This window comes from Arenimonas sp., assembly GCF_041913985.1.
In the GTDB taxonomy this organism is placed as follows: Bacteria; Pseudomonadota; Gammaproteobacteria; order Xanthomonadales; family Xanthomonadaceae; genus Arenimonas.
Genome location: NZ_JAYSEG010000009.1, coordinates 1 through 19,446, shown reverse-complemented (window position 1 = coordinate 19,446; position 19,446 = coordinate 1). Strand labels below are relative to the sequence as shown.

The 19,446-nt window shown below is 71.8% G+C and carries 19 protein-coding genes; all 19 read left to right on the top strand.

The annotated features are described in order from the left end of the window. Positions 1–600: a type II secretion system protein gene (locus ACE3Q2_RS04505; protein WP_231696402.1), complete on the top strand. Its 600-nt coding sequence runs from the start codon at positions 1–3 to the stop codon at positions 598–600. After that, positions 590–1,645, top strand: a complete 1,056-nt coding sequence (locus ACE3Q2_RS04500; RefSeq protein ID WP_231696401.1) for a type II secretion system protein GspK — start codon at positions 590–592, stop codon at positions 1,643–1,645. The genes ACE3Q2_RS04505 and ACE3Q2_RS04500 overlap by 11 nt, the downstream gene beginning before the upstream one ends. Positions 1,646–1,694: 49 nt before the next feature. Continuing rightward, the gene (locus tag ACE3Q2_RS04495; protein ID WP_374473103.1) at positions 1,695–2,534 is read left to right on the top strand and encodes a hypothetical protein; all 840 of its coding nucleotides are present in this window, start codon (positions 1,695–1,697) and stop codon (positions 2,532–2,534) included. Next, entirely contained in the window at positions 2,450–2,704 is a 255-nt protein-coding gene (locus ACE3Q2_RS04490; protein ID WP_374473101.1) for a hypothetical protein, read from the top strand. The genes ACE3Q2_RS04495 and ACE3Q2_RS04490 overlap by 85 nt, the downstream gene beginning before the upstream one ends. Then, on the top strand, positions 2,701–3,324 hold the full coding sequence (locus ACE3Q2_RS04485; RefSeq protein WP_374473099.1) for a hypothetical protein: 624 nt from the start codon (positions 2,701–2,703) through the stop codon (positions 3,322–3,324). The genes ACE3Q2_RS04490 and ACE3Q2_RS04485 overlap by 4 nt, the downstream gene beginning before the upstream one ends. Beyond that, positions 3,321–4,091: a hypothetical protein gene (locus ACE3Q2_RS04480; protein WP_231696398.1), complete on the top strand. Its 771-nt coding sequence runs from the start codon at positions 3,321–3,323 to the stop codon at positions 4,089–4,091. The genes ACE3Q2_RS04485 and ACE3Q2_RS04480 overlap by 4 nt, the downstream gene beginning before the upstream one ends. 25 nt (positions 4,092–4,116) lie before the next feature. Then, positions 4,117–6,282 (top strand): secretin N-terminal domain-containing protein, encoded by a 2,166-nt coding sequence (locus ACE3Q2_RS04475; protein ID WP_231696397.1) that lies wholly within the window; start codon positions 4,117–4,119, stop codon positions 6,280–6,282. A 321-nt stretch (positions 6,283–6,603) separates the two neighbouring features. After that, positions 6,604–7,914, top strand: a complete 1,311-nt coding sequence (locus tag ACE3Q2_RS04470; RefSeq protein WP_374473096.1) for a hypothetical protein — start codon at positions 6,604–6,606, stop codon at positions 7,912–7,914. A 116-nt stretch (positions 7,915–8,030) separates the two neighbouring features. Next, the gene (locus tag ACE3Q2_RS04465) at positions 8,031–9,164 is read left to right on the top strand and encodes an acyltransferase family protein (RefSeq protein ID WP_374473094.1); all 1,134 of its coding nucleotides are present in this window, start codon (positions 8,031–8,033) and stop codon (positions 9,162–9,164) included. An 81-nt stretch (positions 9,165–9,245) separates the two neighbouring features. Beyond that, entirely contained in the window at positions 9,246–10,394 is a 1,149-nt protein-coding gene (locus ACE3Q2_RS04460; protein ID WP_374473092.1) for a cystathionine gamma-synthase, read from the top strand. After that, positions 10,391–11,218 (top strand): ABC transporter permease, encoded by an 828-nt coding sequence (locus ACE3Q2_RS04455; RefSeq protein WP_231696393.1) that lies wholly within the window; start codon positions 10,391–10,393, stop codon positions 11,216–11,218. The genes ACE3Q2_RS04460 and ACE3Q2_RS04455 overlap by 4 nt, the downstream gene beginning before the upstream one ends. Then, entirely contained in the window at positions 11,208–12,575 is a 1,368-nt protein-coding gene (locus tag ACE3Q2_RS04450; RefSeq protein WP_231696392.1) for an ABC transporter ATP-binding protein, read from the top strand. The genes ACE3Q2_RS04455 and ACE3Q2_RS04450 overlap by 11 nt, the downstream gene beginning before the upstream one ends. Next, complete coding sequence (locus tag ACE3Q2_RS04445) at positions 12,572–13,864, top strand: sulfotransferase family protein (RefSeq protein WP_231696391.1); 1,293 nt, start codon at positions 12,572–12,574, stop codon at positions 13,862–13,864. The genes ACE3Q2_RS04450 and ACE3Q2_RS04445 overlap by 4 nt, the downstream gene beginning before the upstream one ends. Next, the gene (locus ACE3Q2_RS04440; RefSeq protein WP_231696390.1) at positions 13,861–14,988 is read left to right on the top strand and encodes a hypothetical protein; all 1,128 of its coding nucleotides are present in this window, start codon (positions 13,861–13,863) and stop codon (positions 14,986–14,988) included. Before ACE3Q2_RS04445 ends, ACE3Q2_RS04440 begins: the two co-directional genes overlap by 4 nt. Further along, the gene (locus ACE3Q2_RS04435; RefSeq protein WP_231696389.1) at positions 14,985–15,821 is read left to right on the top strand and encodes a glycosyltransferase; all 837 of its coding nucleotides are present in this window, start codon (positions 14,985–14,987) and stop codon (positions 15,819–15,821) included. The genes ACE3Q2_RS04440 and ACE3Q2_RS04435 overlap by 4 nt, the downstream gene beginning before the upstream one ends. 4 nt (positions 15,822–15,825) lie before the next feature. After that, positions 15,826–17,232 carry a hypothetical protein gene (locus ACE3Q2_RS04430; RefSeq protein ID WP_374473088.1) on the top strand — a complete coding sequence of 469 codons (1,407 nt, stop codon included), beginning with the start codon at positions 15,826–15,828 and terminating at the stop codon, positions 17,230–17,232. Beyond that, positions 17,229–18,236 (top strand): glycosyltransferase family 2 protein, encoded by a 1,008-nt coding sequence (locus tag ACE3Q2_RS04425; RefSeq protein WP_374473086.1) that lies wholly within the window; start codon positions 17,229–17,231, stop codon positions 18,234–18,236. Before ACE3Q2_RS04430 ends, ACE3Q2_RS04425 begins: the two co-directional genes overlap by 4 nt. Before the next feature lie 86 nt (positions 18,237–18,322). Continuing rightward, a complete protein-coding gene (locus tag ACE3Q2_RS04420; RefSeq protein ID WP_231696386.1) occupies positions 18,323–19,030 on the top strand; it encodes a CoA transferase subunit A in 708 nt (235 codons plus the stop codon). Beyond that, positions 19,030–19,446 (top strand): CoA-transferase (locus ACE3Q2_RS04415; RefSeq protein ID WP_374473084.1); only part of this gene is annotated, 417 nt, incomplete at its 3' end. The genes ACE3Q2_RS04420 and ACE3Q2_RS04415, both read left to right, overlap by 1 nt.

Sequence of the window (19,446 nt, the reverse complement as noted above, 5' to 3'; positions counted from 1 at the left end):
ATGCCCCGCGCCCGCGCCGCCGCCGGTTTCACCCTGCTCGAGGCCCTGGTCACGCTGGTGGTCGTGTCGCTGATCATCACCTTGTTGATGCAGGCGCTGTCGCAGTCGCTCGACCTGCGCGCGCGCCTGCTGCGGCACGAGGACCAGACCCGCGTGGCCGGCCTGCAGGAGCAGTGGTTCCGCGACACCGTCGGCAGCGCGCTGCCCGACCTGGCCGATGCGCTGGGCGCCATGAAGGGAACCCGCGAGGGCTTCGAGCTGGTCACGCCGCAGCCGCTGGCGGGGCCGGGCCTGGAGCGCGTGCACTGGCGTCTGCAGCCGGTGGACGGCGGCTGGTCCCTGCATTACGCCGACAGCCGGCTCGGCGAGATCGAGGTGCTGCGCGGCCCGCTCGACGCCGCCGCGTTCGACTATTTGGATGGGCAAGGCGAATGGCTGGCGGAGTGGAACCCGCCCGTCGACGCGATGGAAGTGCTGCCGCGCATGGTGCGCCTGCGCGCCGTCACCAGCGAGGGCGAACTGCTCTGGCTGGTGCCGCTGGCCGCCGACCCGCTGATGCCGGTGATGCTGCGCCCGCAGGGAGGCGACCGTGGCCTCTAGGCGCGCGCAGGGTGGCTTCGTGCTGGCGGTGACGCTGTGGCTGCTGGCGGGCATCGCCATCGTCGTGGCCCTGGTCACGCTGTGGAGCCTGGACCAGGTGCGCGACGCGCAGCGCGACCGCGACCAGGCCGAGGACCAGCTGGCGCTGTTCTCCACCCGCGAAACCGTGGTCTACCTGGCCGCCACCCGCGACATGACCGTGGCCGGCCTGCCCGTGCAGGGCCTGAGCGCCGAGCAGCGCGTGGCCCGCACCCTGTCGGAATTCGGCGGACTGCGCCGCGACCCGGTGGGCGGCGAACTGCGGCTCGACGACAGCGCCTACCAGGGCCTCGGCGGCACCACCTTCTCGGTGCAGGACGAGGCCGGCCTGTACCCGGTGGTGTGGCCGGACGCGATGCGGCTCGACCGCCTGCTCGACACCCAGGGCGTGCCGGACAAGAACCGCGCTCGCCTGCGCGACGCCCTGCTCGACTACATCGACGAAGACAGCCTGCGCCACCTGCACGGCGCCGAGAAGCGCGAGTACGAACGCGCCGGCCGGCCCTTGCCACCCAACCGGCGCCTGCTGCTGCCGATGGAGCTCGCGCGCGTGCTGGGCTGGGACGAACTGCCGCCGCGGACCCTCGCCGCGCTGCAGTCGGTCACCACCACCTTCTATGCCGGCGCGCTCAATCTCAACACCGCGCCGGCCAGCCTGCTGCCCACGCTGCTCAATGGTTGCCCGCGAACCTGCGACACGCTGATGGCCCAGCGCCGCAACCAGCCCTTCCGATCGGCCGGCGAATTGCAGGCCCTGCTCGGCGTGCAGTTGCCCGGCGACGACATGGTCGAATACCGCTTCGCTCCTTCCGACACGCTGCGCCTCACGGTCTGGGGGCGTACAGGCGCCGCCATGCGCATCCATGTACGATTGACGCCCCTGGCGGACAAGCGTGCGCCCTGGACCATCCTTGCCGCCTATCCCGTAGCCCGCCCGAGCCTCGATGACTCCCCGCGACCGATTGACAGCGCTCTTTTCGCCGACGCGGAAACTGATCGGCCCTGAGCCGACGGTCCTGCACGCGGGCGGTGCGCTTGGCCCGCTGCAGTGGGTGGTGCCGCGCGCGGCCTGCCACTACCGCCGGCTGGAATTCGCCCAGCTGCCCGTGCGCCAGCGCGCGGCCGCGGCGAAGCTGGCCGTGCGCCGGCACGAACCCGCGCCGGGCGCGCTTCAGCACGTCGCCTGGACCGGCGCCACCGCGCACGCCTGGATCTGGCCGCAGCCGGACCCGGTGATGGCCGAGGGCGAGCCCGGCTGGATCCCCGAATCACTGCTGCGCGCGCCGCCCGCCGGCGACGGCCCGCGCCTGCTGCAGGCGATCGAGGGCGTCGAAGGCCAGGTCTGGCGCGACGGCCAGCTGCAGGCCAGCCAATGGTGGCCGGCCGTGCCCGACGCCGACGCCTGGCGCCGCTTCCTGCGCGCCTGCGGCATCGGCCCCGACGCCGCCGGCGCCGTTCCGGCGCCCGAAACCCTGCCGTGGGAAACCACCCCGTGGGGCGACGCTCCGCGCGGCCTGCCCGGTTCGCCGGCCGCGCTCGAGCGCCTGGCCTGGGTCGCGGGCCTGGGCCTGGTGGCCCTGTGCCTGGGCTGGCAGCTGGCGGCGCAGGCCACCTGGGGCATCGCGCAGTGGCGGCTGGAGGGGCGGCGCGGCCCCCGGGGGGCCGGGGGGTGGGGGGGGGGGCGGGGGGGGGGGGGGGGGGGCGCGCGCCCCCCACGCCGCTGCTGGAAGCGCGCGAGCGCGCCGACGCCGCGGTGGAGCGGCTGCAGTCCTTCCGCGCCCTGCGCCAGGGCGCCAACGACTACCTGCTCATGGCCGACGTCATCGCGCCGCTGCCGGCCGATGCGCGCCTGGTGCAGTGGCGCCGCGAGGGCGAGCGCCTGCAGGCCGGCGTGACCTCGGCCGAAACCGACCCGCGCCGCTTCGTTTCGGCCTTCCAGGGCCACCCGCTGCTGGCCGACGTCGCCGCCAACCCGGCCAGCGACGCCAAGGGCATGCAGCTCGACTTCGACCTCGCGCGCGCGCCGGCGCCGGGCGCGGCGGGTGCCGCCGGGGGCACGCCGTGAACGCGCGCGAGCAGTTCGAACGCATGCGTCAGGAATGGCGCCAGAGCCGCCGCCTGCGCCTCGGCGCGCTGGTGGTGCTGCTGATCATCGGTGCGCACGTCGTGCTCACCCTGTCCGACCGCCAGCAGGCGATGGCCCAGGATTACCGCCGCGACGCCGCGCTGCTGGGCCGCCTCGAGGAAGCCAGCCATGAATCGGCCTGGCCCGAGCGCGCCGAGCAGGCCGAGGCCGCCGCCGACGCCATGCGCGCCTCCATCCCGCAGGCGGCCAGCGACGGCCTGGCCCAGGCCGAGCTGCAGGCCTGGCTGAGCGGCCAGGCGGCCACCGGCCAGCTGCAGCAGGCCCGCGTGCGCGCCGAGGCCACGCTCGACGTGCCCGGCCAGCCGGAGCTCTGGCAGGTGGTCGCGCGCCTCGAGGGCGCCGTGCCCGCCGGCGGACTCGACCGCTTCCTGCAGTCGCTGTCCTCGGGCCTGCCCTGGATCCAGGTCGAGCGCCTGGAAATCACCGAGGGGCGCGAAACCCAGCTGTCCGCCATCGTGCGCGGTTACTACCGCAAGCCTGACGCGGCGCCCGCCGCGCCCGCCGACGCCAACGCCCCGGCCACCGGGGGTGCGCCTTGAACGCGCGCCTGCGCCCGCTGCTGCCCGTGCTCGGTCCGCTGCTGCTCGGCGGCGTGGCCTACCTGCTGCTGGGCGACGGCCCGCACACCGATGCCGGGCGCGAGGTCGAGGCCGTGGCCTGGTCGTTGCCCGAGGACGCCCCCGTGGACGCCAGCGCCGCGCGCGCGGTCTGGGAGAAGCGCGCCCCCTGGGGCCGCGCCGCCGCCGCCGAGACGGCCGCCACCGGCGCCGCCGCGCCGCAGCCGCTGCCGGTGGGCGTGATCGCCGCCGCCGGCCAGTGGCAGGCCTTGTTCTTCATGCCCGGGGGCGAGGTCGTGCGCCTGGCCAAGGGCGAGGCGCTGCCGACCGGTGGCGAGGTGAAGGCCATTTCGCCCACCGTGGTGGCCTGGACCGACGCCGCCGGCGAAGCCCATCGCCGCGAACTGCTGGTGGACGCCGATCCGCGCCCGGTGGCCGCGCCCGTGGCCACGCCGGGGAATGCCGCCGACGCCCGCCGCGAGCGCGCCCGCCAGCGCGCCGAGTCGCGCAACCCGCTGCGCCGTCCCGACAACACCGGCGCCACGGAATCGCGCAACCCGCTGCGCCGCCCGGACGCCGGGTCCGGCACGCCCCGCAACCCGCGGCGCCGCGATGCCGCTGCCGGCCCGTCGGCGTCCCCGGCCCCGCCGACGACGACCACGACAACGACAACGACCACCGCCTACCCCGCGACCACCACGACGCGCCCGACCAGCACCGAGCGCCCCGGCAGCAGCCGGCGCCCCTGAACTTCCTTTGCCCAGGTTTGAACCCATGATGCGAAACCCGCTTTCCGCCCGGTCCCCGGGCCTGTCCATGCCGGCCGGGCGCAGGCTCGTCCTGGTGCTGGTCATGGCCCTGCTCAGCGGCGTGCTCGGCGCCTGCGCCACGGTGCCGCCGCCGGCCTTCCCGGATCCGCTGCGCGCGCCCAAGGCCGAGGCGCAGCCCGAGGCGGTGCCCGGCGACGAGGCCGCCACCCGCGGCCGCCCGCGCGTGGAAGCGGGCCCCACCATCGAGACCTCGCCGGTGCGCACCGTCGACCGCCGCAAGCTGCCGCCGATGAAGGGCAGCGAGCCGGTGGCGCTGACCCTCGACGGCGTCACGCTCAGCGCCTTCATCAATGAAGTGTTCGGCACCCAGCTCGGCTTCTCGCTGGACGTCGACCCGGCCGTGCGCAGCCGCCAGGAGCTGGTGAGCCTTCGCCTGGTGGACCCGGAGCCGCCGCACCGCCTGTACGTGATCGCCGAGGAAGTGCTCAAGCGCTACCAGATCAACATCACCGAGGCCGAGGGCGGCGTGCTGCGCTTCGCGCCGGGCAGCGCCGAGGACGTCGAACCGGCGCGCCTGATCACCGGCCGCGCCATGCCGGACGTGCCGGCAGGCGAGCGCCCGGTGTTCGTGGCCATGCCGCTGGACATCACCGAGCCCGGCCGCATCACCGCGCAGGTGCGCAACCTGCTCGGCGCCAACTCCGGCGTCACCCTGACCGAGATGCTCGAGTCGAACGCGGTGCTCATCAGCGGCCGCCCGACCGTCGTGCAGGCCACGATGGAAGCGATCGCGCTGCTCGACCGCGCTTCGCTGCGCGACAAGAAGTCGCTGCGCATCAACCCGCTCTACCTTGGCGCCGACGTGCTGGCCAAGGAGCTCACCGAGGTGCTGAAGGCCCAGGGTTATTCGGTCCGCCAGGGCACCGCCGGTTCGGGCGCGCTGACCTTCGTGCCGGTCACCTCCGCCAACGCGCTGCTCATCTTCAGCGAGTCCGACCCGGCCCTGGCCGCGGCCGCCGAATGGGCCGAGCGCCTGGACCAGCCCAGCGACGAGAACGCCGGCGACGGCGGCGTTTACCTGTACTTCGCCCGCCACACCACGGTGGAGTCGCTGCTGCCCGTGCTGCAGGCCCTGGTCGGCGGCACCGGCGCCGGCGGCGGCAACCCGCTGGCCGGCGGCGGCGCGGCCACCACCAGCGGTTCGACCACCAGCACCCGCCCGAACGCCGAGTCCGGCGGTGCGCGCGGCGCCAGCCGCGCCACCGTGATGGGTGGCGTGGGCGGCCAGCTGGCCGTGGACCCGATCCGCAACGTCATCGTCTTCCAGGGCGAGGCGCAGAAGTGGCGCGCCGTGCAGGGCGTGCTGGCGCGGCTGGACCAGCCCGCGCGCCAGGTGGTGATCGAGGTCACCATCGCCGAGGTCACCCTGACCGACGAGTTCGAACATGGCGTGGAATGGGCGCTGCGCAACGTCGGCGTCAGCAACTTCACCGGCCCCATCGGCTTCAACACCGGCAGCGAGCCCAACACCGGCGGCGTGGTGTGGAGCCCGATCTCCTCCTCGGGCCAGGTGCGCGCGGTGATGAACCTGTTCGCGAAGGACAGCCGCGTCTCGATCCTGTCCACGCCGCGCCTGATGGTGAAGAGCGGCGAGAGCGCCAGCATCGACGTCGGCACCGAGGTGCCCATCATCACCAGCCAGGCCACCGCGGTGGACCTGCCGACGACGCCGGGCAACGGCTCTTCCATCCTGCAGCAGGTGCAGTACCGCAAGACCGGCGTGCTGCTCGAGATCGACGCGGTGGTGCATTCCGGCCAGCGGGTGGACCTGAAGGTCGCCCAGGAGGTCAGCGAGGCCACCCAGACCGACACCAGCGACATTTCCTCGCCCAGCATCTTCAGCCGGCGCCTGGAGACCAGCCTGAGCCTGTCGGACGGCGAAAGCATGCTGCTGGGCGGCCTGATCTCCAGCAGCAAGAGCCAGGGCAGGTCCAAGGTTCCCGGCCTGGGCGACATCCCGGTGGTGGGCAAGCTGTTCCAGAGCGCCAACAACGCCGAGACCCGGACCGAGCTGCTGATGCTGATCACCCCCTACGTGATCGAGGACGCCAACCAGGCCAAGGCCATCACGGACGCCGTCCGGGCCCGTTTCGAGGCCGGCGAGCGCTGAGCCATACCCCCCTGGGGTGGGGAGGGGCCGGGCCCCTCCAATGCCCTGTTCAGGCCGGAAATGTGAACAAGGTCACAAATCCTGAACAAGCATTGACGCTGCAAAACATGCGTATTAGCATCGGCCCACGTCTGGGGACTGCGCAGTGCTAGTGCATGCGCAAGCGGGCGAGGGCCAATTTGGGGGCCGAAGGTCAAGAAGACCGCAAACCTCCGAAAACCTTCCTCCGGTGCCGGCGCCGGCACGTGCGTGCAGGCGCTGGGCGGTGTCCAGGCTGGCCTAGCTGTTCCGATAATTTCCTAAGCTTAGGAGTCAACAAGAATGTCTCTCAACAAGAAGCTGCTCGCCGGCACCATCGCCGGTCTGCTGATCTCGACGACCGCCAGCGCGGTTTCCCTGGGCAACGACGACGCGCGCGAGTACGCGCGTGAAATGACCAAGCCGGTTGCCATCACCGACCCGGCCGACACCATCGAAGTCGCCATTGGCTACAATTTCTCGCCGAGCGAAGTCCGCTACGCTCGCCTCGAGTGCTCGTCGAGCATCACCATCGAGAACCCGGTCGTGGCCTCCAGCGACCCCGCCCTCGTGGACGTCGGTGCGGTGAACGGCGCCGGCACCCCGGCCCTGTTCTTCTCGCTGACCGCCGACGCGGCCCTGGCCGTCCCGACCGACGTCGTCGAGATCCAGCTCGACGCCGACAACACCCTGGAGTCGAACGACGACGTCAACTGCTCGTTCTCGCTGTACGACCAGCCGTCGCAGGCCCAGGCGGGCGGCGCCACCGGCCGCATCTACACCACCGGCCCGCTGCCGTTCATCACCTCGGTCCCGTCGTTCGAGTTCGAGGCCACCCCGGGCCAGGCCATCGCCGACGTTGAAGCCGTCGACGGCGCCTACACCGACTTCCTGTCGGGCGGCGTGTTCGGTGAAATCTTCTTCGACCTGGTTGCCAACGAGCCGTTCAAGGCCGACGGCACCCTGATCACCATGGCCGACCTGTTCGACGCCGACACCAACATCACCATCGAAGGCGACTTCTCCGCCGCTGCCGACGTCGAGTTCACCGGCTTCCGCAACTGGGGTCCGGCCGACAGCGTGACCGACGATGCCGCCAACTTCATCGTCGGCTCCAACTGGCAGATCGACTCGATCGAGTACATCCCGAACCTGGCCGACCAGATCCTCGAGTCGACCTACACCGCCACCCTCGACGCCGTCGCCAACGCTGGTTACACCATCGCTGACGTCGGTCCGCTGGACGCGGGCGAGATCATCCGCAACGGCACCCAGCTGCAGGCCCCGCTGGCCCAGCTGCCGGCCAACTGGCTGAGCCGCGTGGTCATCACCAACACCGGTGCGCTGGATCGTCCGTACGAGATCTCGGTGTTCGGCGAGACGGGCAACACCATCTCGACCAACGCTGCCAACATGACCGGCTCCGTGCCGGCTGGCGGCACCAAGGTCGTTGACCTCGAGACCGTGCTGACCGGCTTCACCGGCGCCCCGCGCGCCACCATCAACCTGACCGTTGCTGGCCCGAACAACCAGATCCAGGGCCTGTACCAGATCGTCAACCCGGCTTCGGGCTCGATCAGCAACCACGTGATGGTGCGTCCGGGCACCAACTGATCCTTCGGGTTCAGTAACGCCTTGGAAGGGCCCGCTTCGGCGGGCCCTTCTTTTTTGTCGCGCCGGGTCGCTCGGCTATAGTGGCGCGACTTCGTTCGCAGGACTCCCGACAGGGCATGTCTTCCCCGCTCCCGGACACGCCGCCGACGCCCCTGGCGCGGCTGGCCGGTCTTTTCCTCGGCAGGCCGCGCGTGCGGCTCGACCAGGTCGACAGCCTCGACGGCCTGCGTGGCCTCGCGGTGCTCATCGTGCTGGCGTCCCACCTCTCCAACGCGGGCATGGGCCTGGTGCCCGGCCTCTCGCTCTCCGGCACCGGCAAGAGCGGCGTCTACCTCTTCTTCGTGCTCAGCGCCTTCCTGCTGGTGCGGCTGCTGCTCAGGCGTCCGCCCGCCGGGTTCGCCGACGGCAGGCTGTGGGCCGACTACGCCCTGCGCCGCGTGCTGCGCATCTGGCCGCTCTATCTCGTGGTGTTGCTGTCGGCCTGGTGGCTCACGCGCAGCGGCCACGCCGGCTGGCACTACCAGCTCGACGACGCGGCGCTGTGGCGGCACCTCACGCTGCGCGAAGGGCAGAGCGTGCTGTGGAGCATCCCGGTCGAATTCGTGTTCTACCTGGTGCTGCCGCTGGTGGCCTGGCTGCTGGCCTGGTCCATGGCGCGGGCCTGGCCGTGGTGGCTGGAAGCCCTGGGCTTCGCCGTCGCGCTGGCCGCCGCAACCTGGGCGTGGCCACCGGCGGAGGCGCTGGAGAACGACGTGCGACTGGGGCCCTACCTGGTCATCTTCCTGTGCGGCGCTTTCGCCGCGCGCCTGGACCACCGCCTCCGCGCCGCGGCCTCGCCGCCGTCGCCGGGCGCCTGGGCCGCGGTGGGGCTGCTGGCCATCGTCGCGCTGGTGCTGACGATGCCGGAGGCCTGGGCGGCGGTGGCCGGCGCGCCGGTGGACTACGGCGTCAACCACCGCTGGTTCGTGTTCTTCGGGCTGGCCTGGTCGGCCCTGCTGCTGGCCGTGCTGCACGGCCCGCACTGGCTGCGGCGGCCGTTCGCGTCGGCGCCGGCGCGCTGGGTCGGCGTGGTCAGCTTCAGCGCCTACCTGTGGCACATGCCGGTGCTCGACCTGCTGCGCGCGCACGGACTGGCCAGCTGGCCGGCGCCGGGCTGGTGCGCCCTGCTGGCCGCGCTCGCGGCGGCGGGTGTTTCCTTCCTGCTGTTCGAGCGCCCGTGGCGCGACCTGCGCTGGGCGCGCAAGGGCTGAAAAAACCGCGTCCCCGGTGTCCGCCCGGTGCCTTGGGGGTATCATTCCCGGTCAGCCAACACCCAGCCTGCAGGAGTTTTCGTGGCCCATCGTCCCGGCACCCTCGCCATCCACGCCGGCCAGTCGCCCGACCCCTCCACCGGGGCGGTGATGACGCCGATCTACGCCACCTCCACCTACGTGCAGGAAAGCCCGGGCGTGCACCAGGGCTACGAATACTCGCGCAGCCACAACCCCACGCGCTTCGCCTACGAGCGCTGCGTGGCGGCGCTGGAGGGCGGCAGCCGCGGCTTCGCCTTCGCCTCGGGCCTGGCGGCCACCTCGACCATCCTAGAGCTGCTCGACAGCGGCAGCCACGTGCTGTGCATGGACGACGTCTATGGCGGCACCTACCGCCTGTTCGAGCGCGTGCGCCGCCGCAGCGCCGGCCTTGACTTCAGCTTCGTGGATCTTTCCGACGACGCCGCGTTCGACGCGGCCGTGCAGCCGAACACGAAGATGGTGTGGATCGAAACGCCCACCAACCCCACGCTCAAGCTGGTCGACATCGCCGCCGTGGCCGCGAAGGCGCGCGCGCGCGGGCTCATCGTGGTGGTGGACAACACCTTCTGCTCGCCCATGCTGCAGAAGCCGCTGGCGCTGGGCGCGCACATCGTCATGCACTCGGCCACCAAGTACCTCAACGGCCACTCCGACATCGTCGGCGGCATGGCGGTGGTGGGCGACGACGCCGAGCTGGCCGAGAAGATGGCCTTCCTGCAGAACGCCATCGGCGGAGTGCAGGGCCCGTTCGACAGCTTCCTGGCGCTGCGCGGCCTCAAGACCCTGCACCTGCGCATGAAGGCGCACTGCGAGAACGCCCAGGCCATCGCCGAGTGGCTGGAAAAGCACCCGAAGGTCGAGCGCGTGGCCTACCCGGGCCTGAAGTCGCACCCGCAGCACGCCCTGGCCTCGCGCCAGATGGCGGGCTACGGCGGCATGGTCAGCGTGTGGCTCAAGGGCGGTTTCGAGGCGGCCAAGGGCTTCATGGAGAAGCTCGAGCTGTTCGCCTGCGCCGAATCCCTGGGCGGCGTCGAAAGCCTGGCCAACCACCCGGCCGTGATGACCCACGCCTCGGTGCCGGCCGAACGCCGCGCCGTGCTGGGCGTCACCGACAACCTGGTGCGCCTGAGCGTGGGCGTCGAGGACGTGGCCGACCTGCTCGCCGAGCTCGAGGACGCGCTGCGGTGAACGCCCAGCCGGGCTGGGCGCGCCGCGCCCTCCGCCCGTTGTCCGCACTCACCGAACACCGCTCGCTGACGCTGGAGCTGGCCAAGCGCGACGTGCTGGGTCGCTACCGCGGCGCCAGCTTCGGCTTGCTGTGGTCGCTGATCAGCCCCTTCCTGATGCTGATGATCTACACCTTCGCCTTCGGCACGGTGATGGGCAACCGCTGGCCGCAGGTGGAGCAGGGCGGCGCCAGCTTCTCGATCATCCTGTTCGCGGCGCTGATCGTGCACGGCTTCTTTTCCGAAGTGCTCAACAAGGCGCCGACCCTGGTCACCGCCAACCCGAACTTCGTGAAGCGGGTGGTGTTCCCCATCGACATCCTGCCCTGGCCGCTGGTGATGTCGGCGCTGTTCCACGCCGGCACCACCCTGCTGGTGTTCCTGGCGCTGCGCCTGGTGATGGACGGCCAGCTGGCCTGGACCACGCTGTTCTTCCCGCTGGTGATGCTGCCGCTGGTGGTGCTGTGCCTGGCCATCGCCTGGTTCCTGGCGGCGCTGGGCGTGTACCTGCGCGACATCACCCAGGTGACGCCGCTGCTGTCGCTGGCGCTGCTGTTCCTGTCCACTGCGATGATGCCGCTCGAGTCCGTGCCGGACTCCTACCGCTGGGTGTTCGAATACAACCCGCTGAGCTTCATCATCGACCAGGCGCGCGCGGTGCTGCTGTGGCAGCAGCTGCCCGACGCCTGGGGCCTGCTGCGCTACCTGGCGGTGGCCACCGGCCTGGCCTACCTGGGCCGCTTCTTCTTCGCCAAGGCGCGTTCGGGGTTCGCGGATGTCCTCTGAGTTCGCCATCCGCGCCACCCGCGTGGCCAAGGCCTTCCCGGTCTACGCGCGGCCGCACCACCGCCTGCTGCAGATGCTCTCGCCGGGGCCGGCCAACCGCTGGTACCGCGAGTTCCACGCCCTGCGCGACGTCAGCTTCGAGATCCCGCGTGGCCAGACCGTCGGCATCGTCGGCCGCAACGGCTCGGGCAAGTCCACCCTGCTGCAGGTGCTGTGCGGCACGCTCTCGGCCAGCGCCGGCGAGGTGGAAGTGCGCGGCCGCGTGGCCGCGCTGCTCGAGCTGGGCGCCGGCTTCAGCCCGGAATTCACCGGCCGCGAAAACGTGTACCTCAACGCCACCGTGCTCGGCCTGAGCCGGCGCGAGGTGGACGAACGCTTCGACGCCATCGCCGCCTTCGCCGACATCGGCGAGTTCATCGAGCAGCCGGTCAAGACCTATTCCAGCGGCATGTACGTGCGCCTGGCCTTCGCCGTGGCCATCCACGTCGAGCCCGACATCCTGGTGGTGGACGAGGCGCTGGCGGTGGGCGACGAGGCCTTCCAGCGCAAGTGCTTCGCGCGCATCGAGCAGATCCGCCAGGCGGGCGCGACGGTGCTGTTCGTGTCGCACTCGGCCGGCACGGTGATCGAGCTGTGCGACCGCGCGCTGCTGCTCGACGGCGGCGAGCTGGTGGCCGACGGCGCGCCCAAGCAGGTGATCGGCCTGTACCAGAAGCTGCTGTACGCCCCGGCGGGGCGCCTGGCCGAGCTGCGCGAGCAGGCCCGCGCCAACCCCGTGGCGGCGCTGGCCGGGCAGGAGAACGCCCGCGACGCCGAGCCCGCGCCCGCCGCGGCGGCCGACGCCGGCCCCGAACCCTGGTACGACGAGTCGCTGCGCCCGGCCAGCACCCTGGCCTATGCCGCGCAGGGCGCGCGCATCGAGGACCCGCACCTGACCACGCCCGACGGCCGCCGCGTCAACGTGCTGGTGGCCGGCCGCGAGTACGTGTACCGCTACCAGGTCCATTTCGAACAGGCGGCGGCGGGCGTGCGCTGCGGCATGATGATGCGCACGGTCACCGGCATCGAGGCCTGTGGCGCGGTGACGTCCACGCCCGAGCGGGCGCTGCCGGTGGTGGACGCCGGCGCGCGGCTGGCGGTGGCGTTCCGCTTCCGCTGCCTGCTGGCGGCGGGCGTGTATTTCCTCAACGCCGGCGTGCTGGCGCGGCTGGGCGAGGGCGAGGCCTACCTCGACCGCCGCATCGACGTGGCCATGTTCAGGGTGCTGCCCGACGCGGGCCGCCTGGACACCGGGCTGGTGGGCATGGACGTGGTGCCGGCGCTGGCGCCGGTTCCCGACGAAGGAGTGGCATCGTGACGACGCGCAGCCAAGGCATCGTGGTGGCGGGCATGCACCGCAGCGGCACTTCGGCCCTGTCCGGGGCGCTGTCGCGGCTGGGCATCGCCCTGGGCGATTCGCTTGTGCCCGCCGCCGGCGACAACCCCAAGGGTTACTTCGAGCACGCCGGCGTGGTGGCCGTGCACGAGCAGCTGTTCCGCGAGCTCGGGCGCTGGTGGTATGACCCGCGCGAACTGCCCGCGGGCTGGCTGGAAACGCCGGCCGCGCGCCGCGCCGAGGAGGCCCTGGTGGCGCTGCTGCGCGCCGACTTCTCCGGCGCTGCGCTGTGGGCGGTGAAGGACCCGCGCACCTGCCGCTTCCTGCCGCTGTGGCGCCGCGTGCTCGGGCGCCTGGCGCTGCCCGTGGCGGTGCTGGTGGTGATGCGCCCGCCGGGCGAAGTGGCGGCCTCGCTCGCCGCCCGCAACGGCTTCGGCCCGGAGCTGGGCGAACTGCTGTGGCTGCGCCACGTGCTCGACGCCGTGCGCGAATCGGCCGGCATGCCGCGCACCGTCATCGTCTACGAAGACCTGGTGCGCGAGCCGCTGGCCGCCATCGACGCCGCGCTGGGCCGCGTGGGCCTGCAGGCGCCGGTGCCCGCGGCCGAACGCGCTTCCGCGCTGGCGGGTTTCGTCGAGGCCTCGTACCAGCACCACGCGCAGGCCGCCCCGGCCGCCGCGACGCCCGTGGCCGGCCTGGCCAGGCGCGTCTACGACGCCGGCCTCGCGCTGGCGCGCGGGCAGGGTCGCTGGGAAGACTTCGAGGCGCTCGACGCCGAGTTCCAGGCGCAGTGGCGCGCCGTGGGCCCCTTCGTGCAGGCGATGGGCGACGCCGTGTTCCCTGACCTCGAGGCCAAGGCCAGGCTGGCCACGGAAATCCACGCGGCCCGCTCCGAGCTGGCGGCGCAGGTGCGCTGGGGCAAGGAAATGCTGGCCCAGCGCGAGGCCATGTCGGAGCAGCAGCAGGCGCTGAACGCCGCGCTGGTGCACCAGCGCGAACAGCTCGAGGCCGCGCTTTCCAACGCCCGCAGCGACCTGGCCGCGCAGGTGCGCTGGGCCGAGCAGACCCTGGAGCAGCACCGCGAGGTGCTGGCCGAGGCGCACCGCCAGTCCGCGGCCGACCGCGAGCGCATCGCCGGGCTCGAGTCGCGCCTGTCCATGGTGCTGGCCTCGTTCTCCTGGCGCGCCACCGCGCCCCTGCGGGCCCTGGCCCGCGCCTTTGGCCGCCGCCCGGCCGAAGCCTCCCCGAATCCCCCCGAGAAAGCCCCATGATCTACTTCACCTCCATCTGCTCCAACTACCTGCCCAAGGCGATGGCGCTGGCCGAATCGGTCAAGCGCCACGACCCGGACGGCACCTTCGTGCTCTGCCTGGTCGAACGCGAGGCGCCGCAGGTGGCGCTCGACTTCCCGCACTTCGACGAGGTGGTGCTGGCCAAGGACGCGGGCTGGGAGGACTTCGACCGCTTCATGTTCCGCCACAGCATCGTCGAGGCCTCCACGGCGGTGAAGCCGCGCTTCATGATCCACCTCACCGAGCGCTACCCGCAGGCGCGGAAGTTCGTCTACCTCGACCCGGACGTGCTGGTGTACGGCCCGTTCACCGAGCTCGACGCGCTGCTCGACCAGCACAGCATCGTGCTGGCGCCGCACCTGCTGCGGCCGGGCAACATCGACATGGAGATCAGCTCGCTGGCACACGGCGCCTACAACCTGGGCTTCCTGGCGGTGTCGCGCGCGGACAACTCGGCGCGCTTCCTGCAGTGGTGGGCCGAGCGCCTGTTCCTGTACTGCTACGACGACAAGAGCCGCGGCATCTTCACCGACCAGAAGTGGATCGACCTGGTGCCGTGTTTCTTCGACTGCCACATCCTCAAGCACCACGGCTACGACTTCGCCACCTGGTCGCTGCTGGGCAGCGAGCTGGTGGAGACCTCGTCGGGCTACGTCGCCAACGGCGACCCGCTGCGCTTCATCCATTTCTCGGGCCTGGATTCCGGCACCATCGACAAGGCCATCGGCTGGTGGCTCACGCCGGCCAATTCGGCCACGTTCGTGAAGCTCTACGCCGAATACCGCGCCCTGCTGGAAAAACACGGCCAGGCCACGCTGGGCAAGACGCCCTGGAGCTACGCCACCTACGCCGACGGCCGCAAGATCGCGCTGCAGGCGCGCGTGGCCTACCGCAACCCGGAGCTGTGGGACGCAGTGCCGCGGCCGTTCGAGGCCGGCGACGCGACCTTCCTGCCCGAAGGCGAGGCGCCCGCCGCCGTGGCCGCGGCCACCGAGCCGCCGTCCATCCTCGACCGCTTCATGCGCTCGACCCGCGAGATCGGCCTGGGCCCGACCATGGCCAAGGCGGTGCGCCGCATCACGGGCGGCAAGGCGGCGCGATGAGCCGCGTCTCGATCGTCATCCCCTGCTACAACGCCGGCGAGCTGCTGCGCGAGGCGGTGGATTCGGCGCTCGCGCAAACCCACGCCGACACCGAGGTGGTGGTGGTGGACGACGGCTCCACCGACCCGCGCACCGCCGAAGTGCTGGCCTCGCTGGCGGACCCGCGCGTCACCGTGATCCGCCAGGCCAACGCCGGCCCCGCCGCCGCGCGCAACCGAGCCATCGCGGCGGCCACCGGCGAGTTCATCCTGCCGCTCGACGCCGACGACCGCTTCGACCCGACCTACGCCGCCAAGGCGCTGGCGCAAATGCAGCGCGACCCGTCGCTCGGCATCGTCTACTGCGACGCGATGAAGTTCGGCGCCGAAAGCGGCATCTGGCAGCTGCCGGCGTTCTCGCTGCGCGAGATGGCGGTGGACAACGTGATCTTCTGCTCCAGCCTGTTCCGCAAGGCCGACTGGGCCGCCGTGGGCGGTTACCGCGAATCGCTGCGGCACGGCATGGAAGACTACGAGTTCTGGCTGCGCATCCTGTCGCTGGGGCGGGGCGTGGCGAAGATCCCCGAGCCGCTGTTCTTCTACCGCATCCAGGAGCGCTCGCGCACCACGCAGTTCATGGAGCACCGGCCGAACGTGGTGGCGACCTACGCGGAGATCTTCCGCGCCAACCTGCCATTCTTCGCGCAGCACGCCGAGGTGCTGTTCGAGCACCGCTTCCAGCAGTACCGCGAGCTCGACCACTTCCGCTACCGCTACGGCAAGCTCGACCAGTGGATCGAGAAGCGCGGCGGCTGGATCAAGCGCTTCGCGCAGTTCATCCGGCGCAGGCTCTGAGGCGATGACGGCGACGCCAACGGCCAACCCCGTTGAACTCGCCCGCGGCCGCCGGCGGCTGGCGGCCGTTTCCGCGGCCTGGGACGTGCTGGCCCTGCTGCTGGTGGCGATGCACAGCCCGGGCCAGATGTCGCTCGACACGGTGGTGGCGCTGTACGAGGGCGTCATCCACCGCGCGGTCGGCTGGGGCCCGCCCTTCATGGCGTCGGTGCTCGAATGGCTGGGCGGCGGCGTGGTGGGCGCGGCGGTGTTCGTGGCGCTGAACACCGCGCTGGTGCTGGGCGGTTTCTTCCTGGTGCTGACGCGTGGCGCCGACGCCGGCCATCTGGGCCGCCTGCCGGCCTGGCGCTTCTGGCTGGCGCTGCTGCTGGCCCTGAACCCGCTGTTCCTGCTCTACGTGGGCATCGTCTGGAAGGACGTGCTGCTGGCGACCCTGGCCATGGCCGCGGTGGTCGGCCTGTGGTCGCTGGAGCGGCGCCTGGACGCGCGTCGCTGGTGGCTGGTAGTGCTCGTGGGCCTGGCGCTGGCGGCGCTGCCCTGGGCGCGCCAGCAGGCTTTCCTGGTGGCGTTCCCGCTGTGGGGCGTGCTGTCGTGGCTGGTGGCGCGAAAGCAGGCGGGCCGCCCGCGCCGTTACGCCGCCGGCCTGGCCGTGCTGCTGGTGCTGGCGCTGGGCCACCGCGGCATCGGCGCCGCCGCCGACGCCACCATCACGCCGCTGCCCGACAGCCCCACCGGCACCGGCGTGGCCATGGTGATGGCCTACGACCTGATCGGCATCGGCGCACGCACGCCCGGCGGCCAGCCGCTGCGTGACGCCGGCGCCGACGATGCGGTGGTGGCGGCCGTCCAGGACAGCTACAGCGTCGAACGCATCGACACCACCTGGGCCCGGCCCGAGGTAAAGGCCTTTTTCGGCGACATGGGCCGCGAGGCCCTGCCGGGGCACTGGTGGCGCGCCGTGCGCGCGCACGCCGGCGAATACCTCGCGCATCGCCGCGAGGCGCTGGGCGCGCTGCTCGGCTTCGGCTCCATGGAAGGCTGCGTCGCCGGCTACTGGGGCGTCGCCGGCATCCCCGAGCATGTGCTGCACGCCGGCCTGATCGAGGAAATGGACCCGCGCGACCGCCTCATCGGCCACGTCACCCGCGTGCTGCGCGACACCCCGGTGCTGCGCCACTGGGCCTACCTGCTGCTGCTGGCGGCCATCACCCTGGTGCTGCTGCGCCGCCGGGGCGGCGAGGGCGCGCCCACCGCGCTGGCCGCCACGCTCGGTGCCTGGCTGTATTTCGGCTCCTACGTGCCCACCACCATCGCCTGCGACTTCCGCTACCTGTACCCCACCGCCGCGCTGGCCTGCCTGGTGGCGCTGCACTTGCTCGTGACGCCGCGCGGGGCGAAGGTGTCGCCATGACGACGAACCCCCTTCCTCCGGTGGCCTGGACCCAGGGCGTGGCCGTGGTGGTGCCCTGCCACCGCGTCACCCGCCACGTGGCCGGCGTGATCGCCGCCATCGGCCCGATGGTGGACGCCATCTACTGCGTGGACGACGCCTGCCCCGACGGCAGCGGCGATTTCATCGAACGTGAGGTGCGCGACCCGCGCGTGCGCGTGCTGCGCCACGCGCAGAACCAGGGCGTCGGCGGCGCGGTGATGACCGGCTACCGCCAGGCCATCGCCGACGGCGCGCGGGTGATCGTGAAGCTCGACGGCGACGGCCAGATGGACCCGGCGCTGCTGCCGGCCTTCGTGGCGCCCATCCTGCGCGGCGACGCCGACTACACCAAGGGCAACCGATTCTGGGACCTGCGCCAGATCCGGCAGATGCCGCTGGTGCGCCGCCTGGGCAACCTGGCGCTGAGTTTCCTGGCCAAGGCCAGCACCGGCTACTGGGACCTGTTCGACCCGACCAACGGCTACACCGCCATCCACGCCGGCGTGGCCGCGCACTTGCCGATGGAGTCGATCAGCCAGCGCTATTTCTTCGAGACCGACCTGCTGTTCCGGCTCAACACGCTGCGCGCGGTGGTGGTGGACGTGCCCATGGACGCGCGCTACGGCGACGAGGTGAGCGGGCTGAAGGTGTCGCGCATCCTCGGCGAGTTCGCCTTCAAGCACCTGCGCAACCTGGCCAAGCGCATCGGCTACAACTATTTCCTGCGCGACCTGCCGGTGGCCTCGCTGGAACTGCTGGCGGGCGCCGGCCTGCTGGGTTTCGGCGCCGTGTTCGGCAGCTGGCACTGGTGGCAGTCGGCCCAGGCCGGGGTGGCCACGCCGGTGGGCACCATCATGATCGCCACCGTGGCGGTGGTGAGCGGCCTGCAGTTCCTGCTGGCCTTCCTGGGCTACGACATCGCCAGCGTGCCGCGCCGGCCGGTGCACCCGCTGCTGGCCGACCGGGCGGCGCCGCCGGGCTGAGCCCGCCCTGCCCGAAAGTACGGGGTCGCCGCGCGGGTGGGGCAGGGTAGAATTCCCGCTTCCCGGACTGCACCGAGAGCAACCCGATGGCAGCTAGCAAACTCTACCCCGACGCCCGCTCGGCCCTGGCCGACCTGGTGGCCGACGGCCAGACCCTCGCGGTCGGCGGCTTCGGCCTGTGCGGCATCCCCGAGGCGCTGATCGCGGCGCTGCGCGACTCGGGCGTGAAGAACCTCACCGCCATTTCCAACAACGCCGGCGTCGACGGCTTCGGCCTCGGCCAGCTGCTGGCCACGCGCCAGATCCGCAAGATGATTTCGTCCTACGTGGGCGAGAACAAGGAATTCGAGCGCCAGTACCTGGCCGGCGAGCTCGAGCTCGAGTTCAACCCGCAGGGCACCCTGGCCGAGCGCCTGCGCGCCGGCGGCGCCGGCATCCCGGCCTTCTTCACCGCCACCGGCTACGGCACCGTGGTGGCCGAGGGCAAGGAAACCCGCGAGTTCGACGGCAAGCACTACGTGCTCGAGACCGCCCTGCGCGCCGACGTTTCCCTGGTGAAGGCCTGGAAGGCCGACAAGGCCGGCAACCTGGTGTTCCGCAAGACCGCGCGCAACTTCAACCCCGCCTGCGCCATGGCCGGCAAGGTCTGCGTGGCCGAGGTGGAGGAAGTGGTGGAGGTCGGCGCCATCGACCCCGACCAGGTGCACCTGCCGGGCATCTACGTGGACCGCATCGTGCACAACCCGACCCCCGAGAAGCGCATCGAGCAGCGCACCGTGCGAGGAGCGAAATAATGGCCTGGACCCGCGACGAAATGGCGCAGCGCGCCGCCCGCGAACTCACCGACGGCGCCTACGTGAACCTGGGCATCGGCCTGCCCACGCTGGTGGCCAACCACATCCCGGAAGGCGTGGACGTGTGGCTGCAGTCGGAAAACGGCCTGCTCGGCATCGGCCCCTTCCCCACCGAGGACGAAGTGGACGCCGACCTGATCAACGCCGGCAAGCAGACCGTGACCGCGCGCGCCGGCGCCAGCTACTTCGGCAGCCATGATTCCTTCGCCATGATCCGCGGCGGCCACATCGACCTGGCCATCCTGGGCGCGATGGAAGTGACCGACCGTGGCGACCTGGCCAACTGGATGGTGCCCGGCAAGATGGTCAAGGGCATGGGCGGCGCCATGGACCTGGTGGCCGGCGTCAAGCGCGTG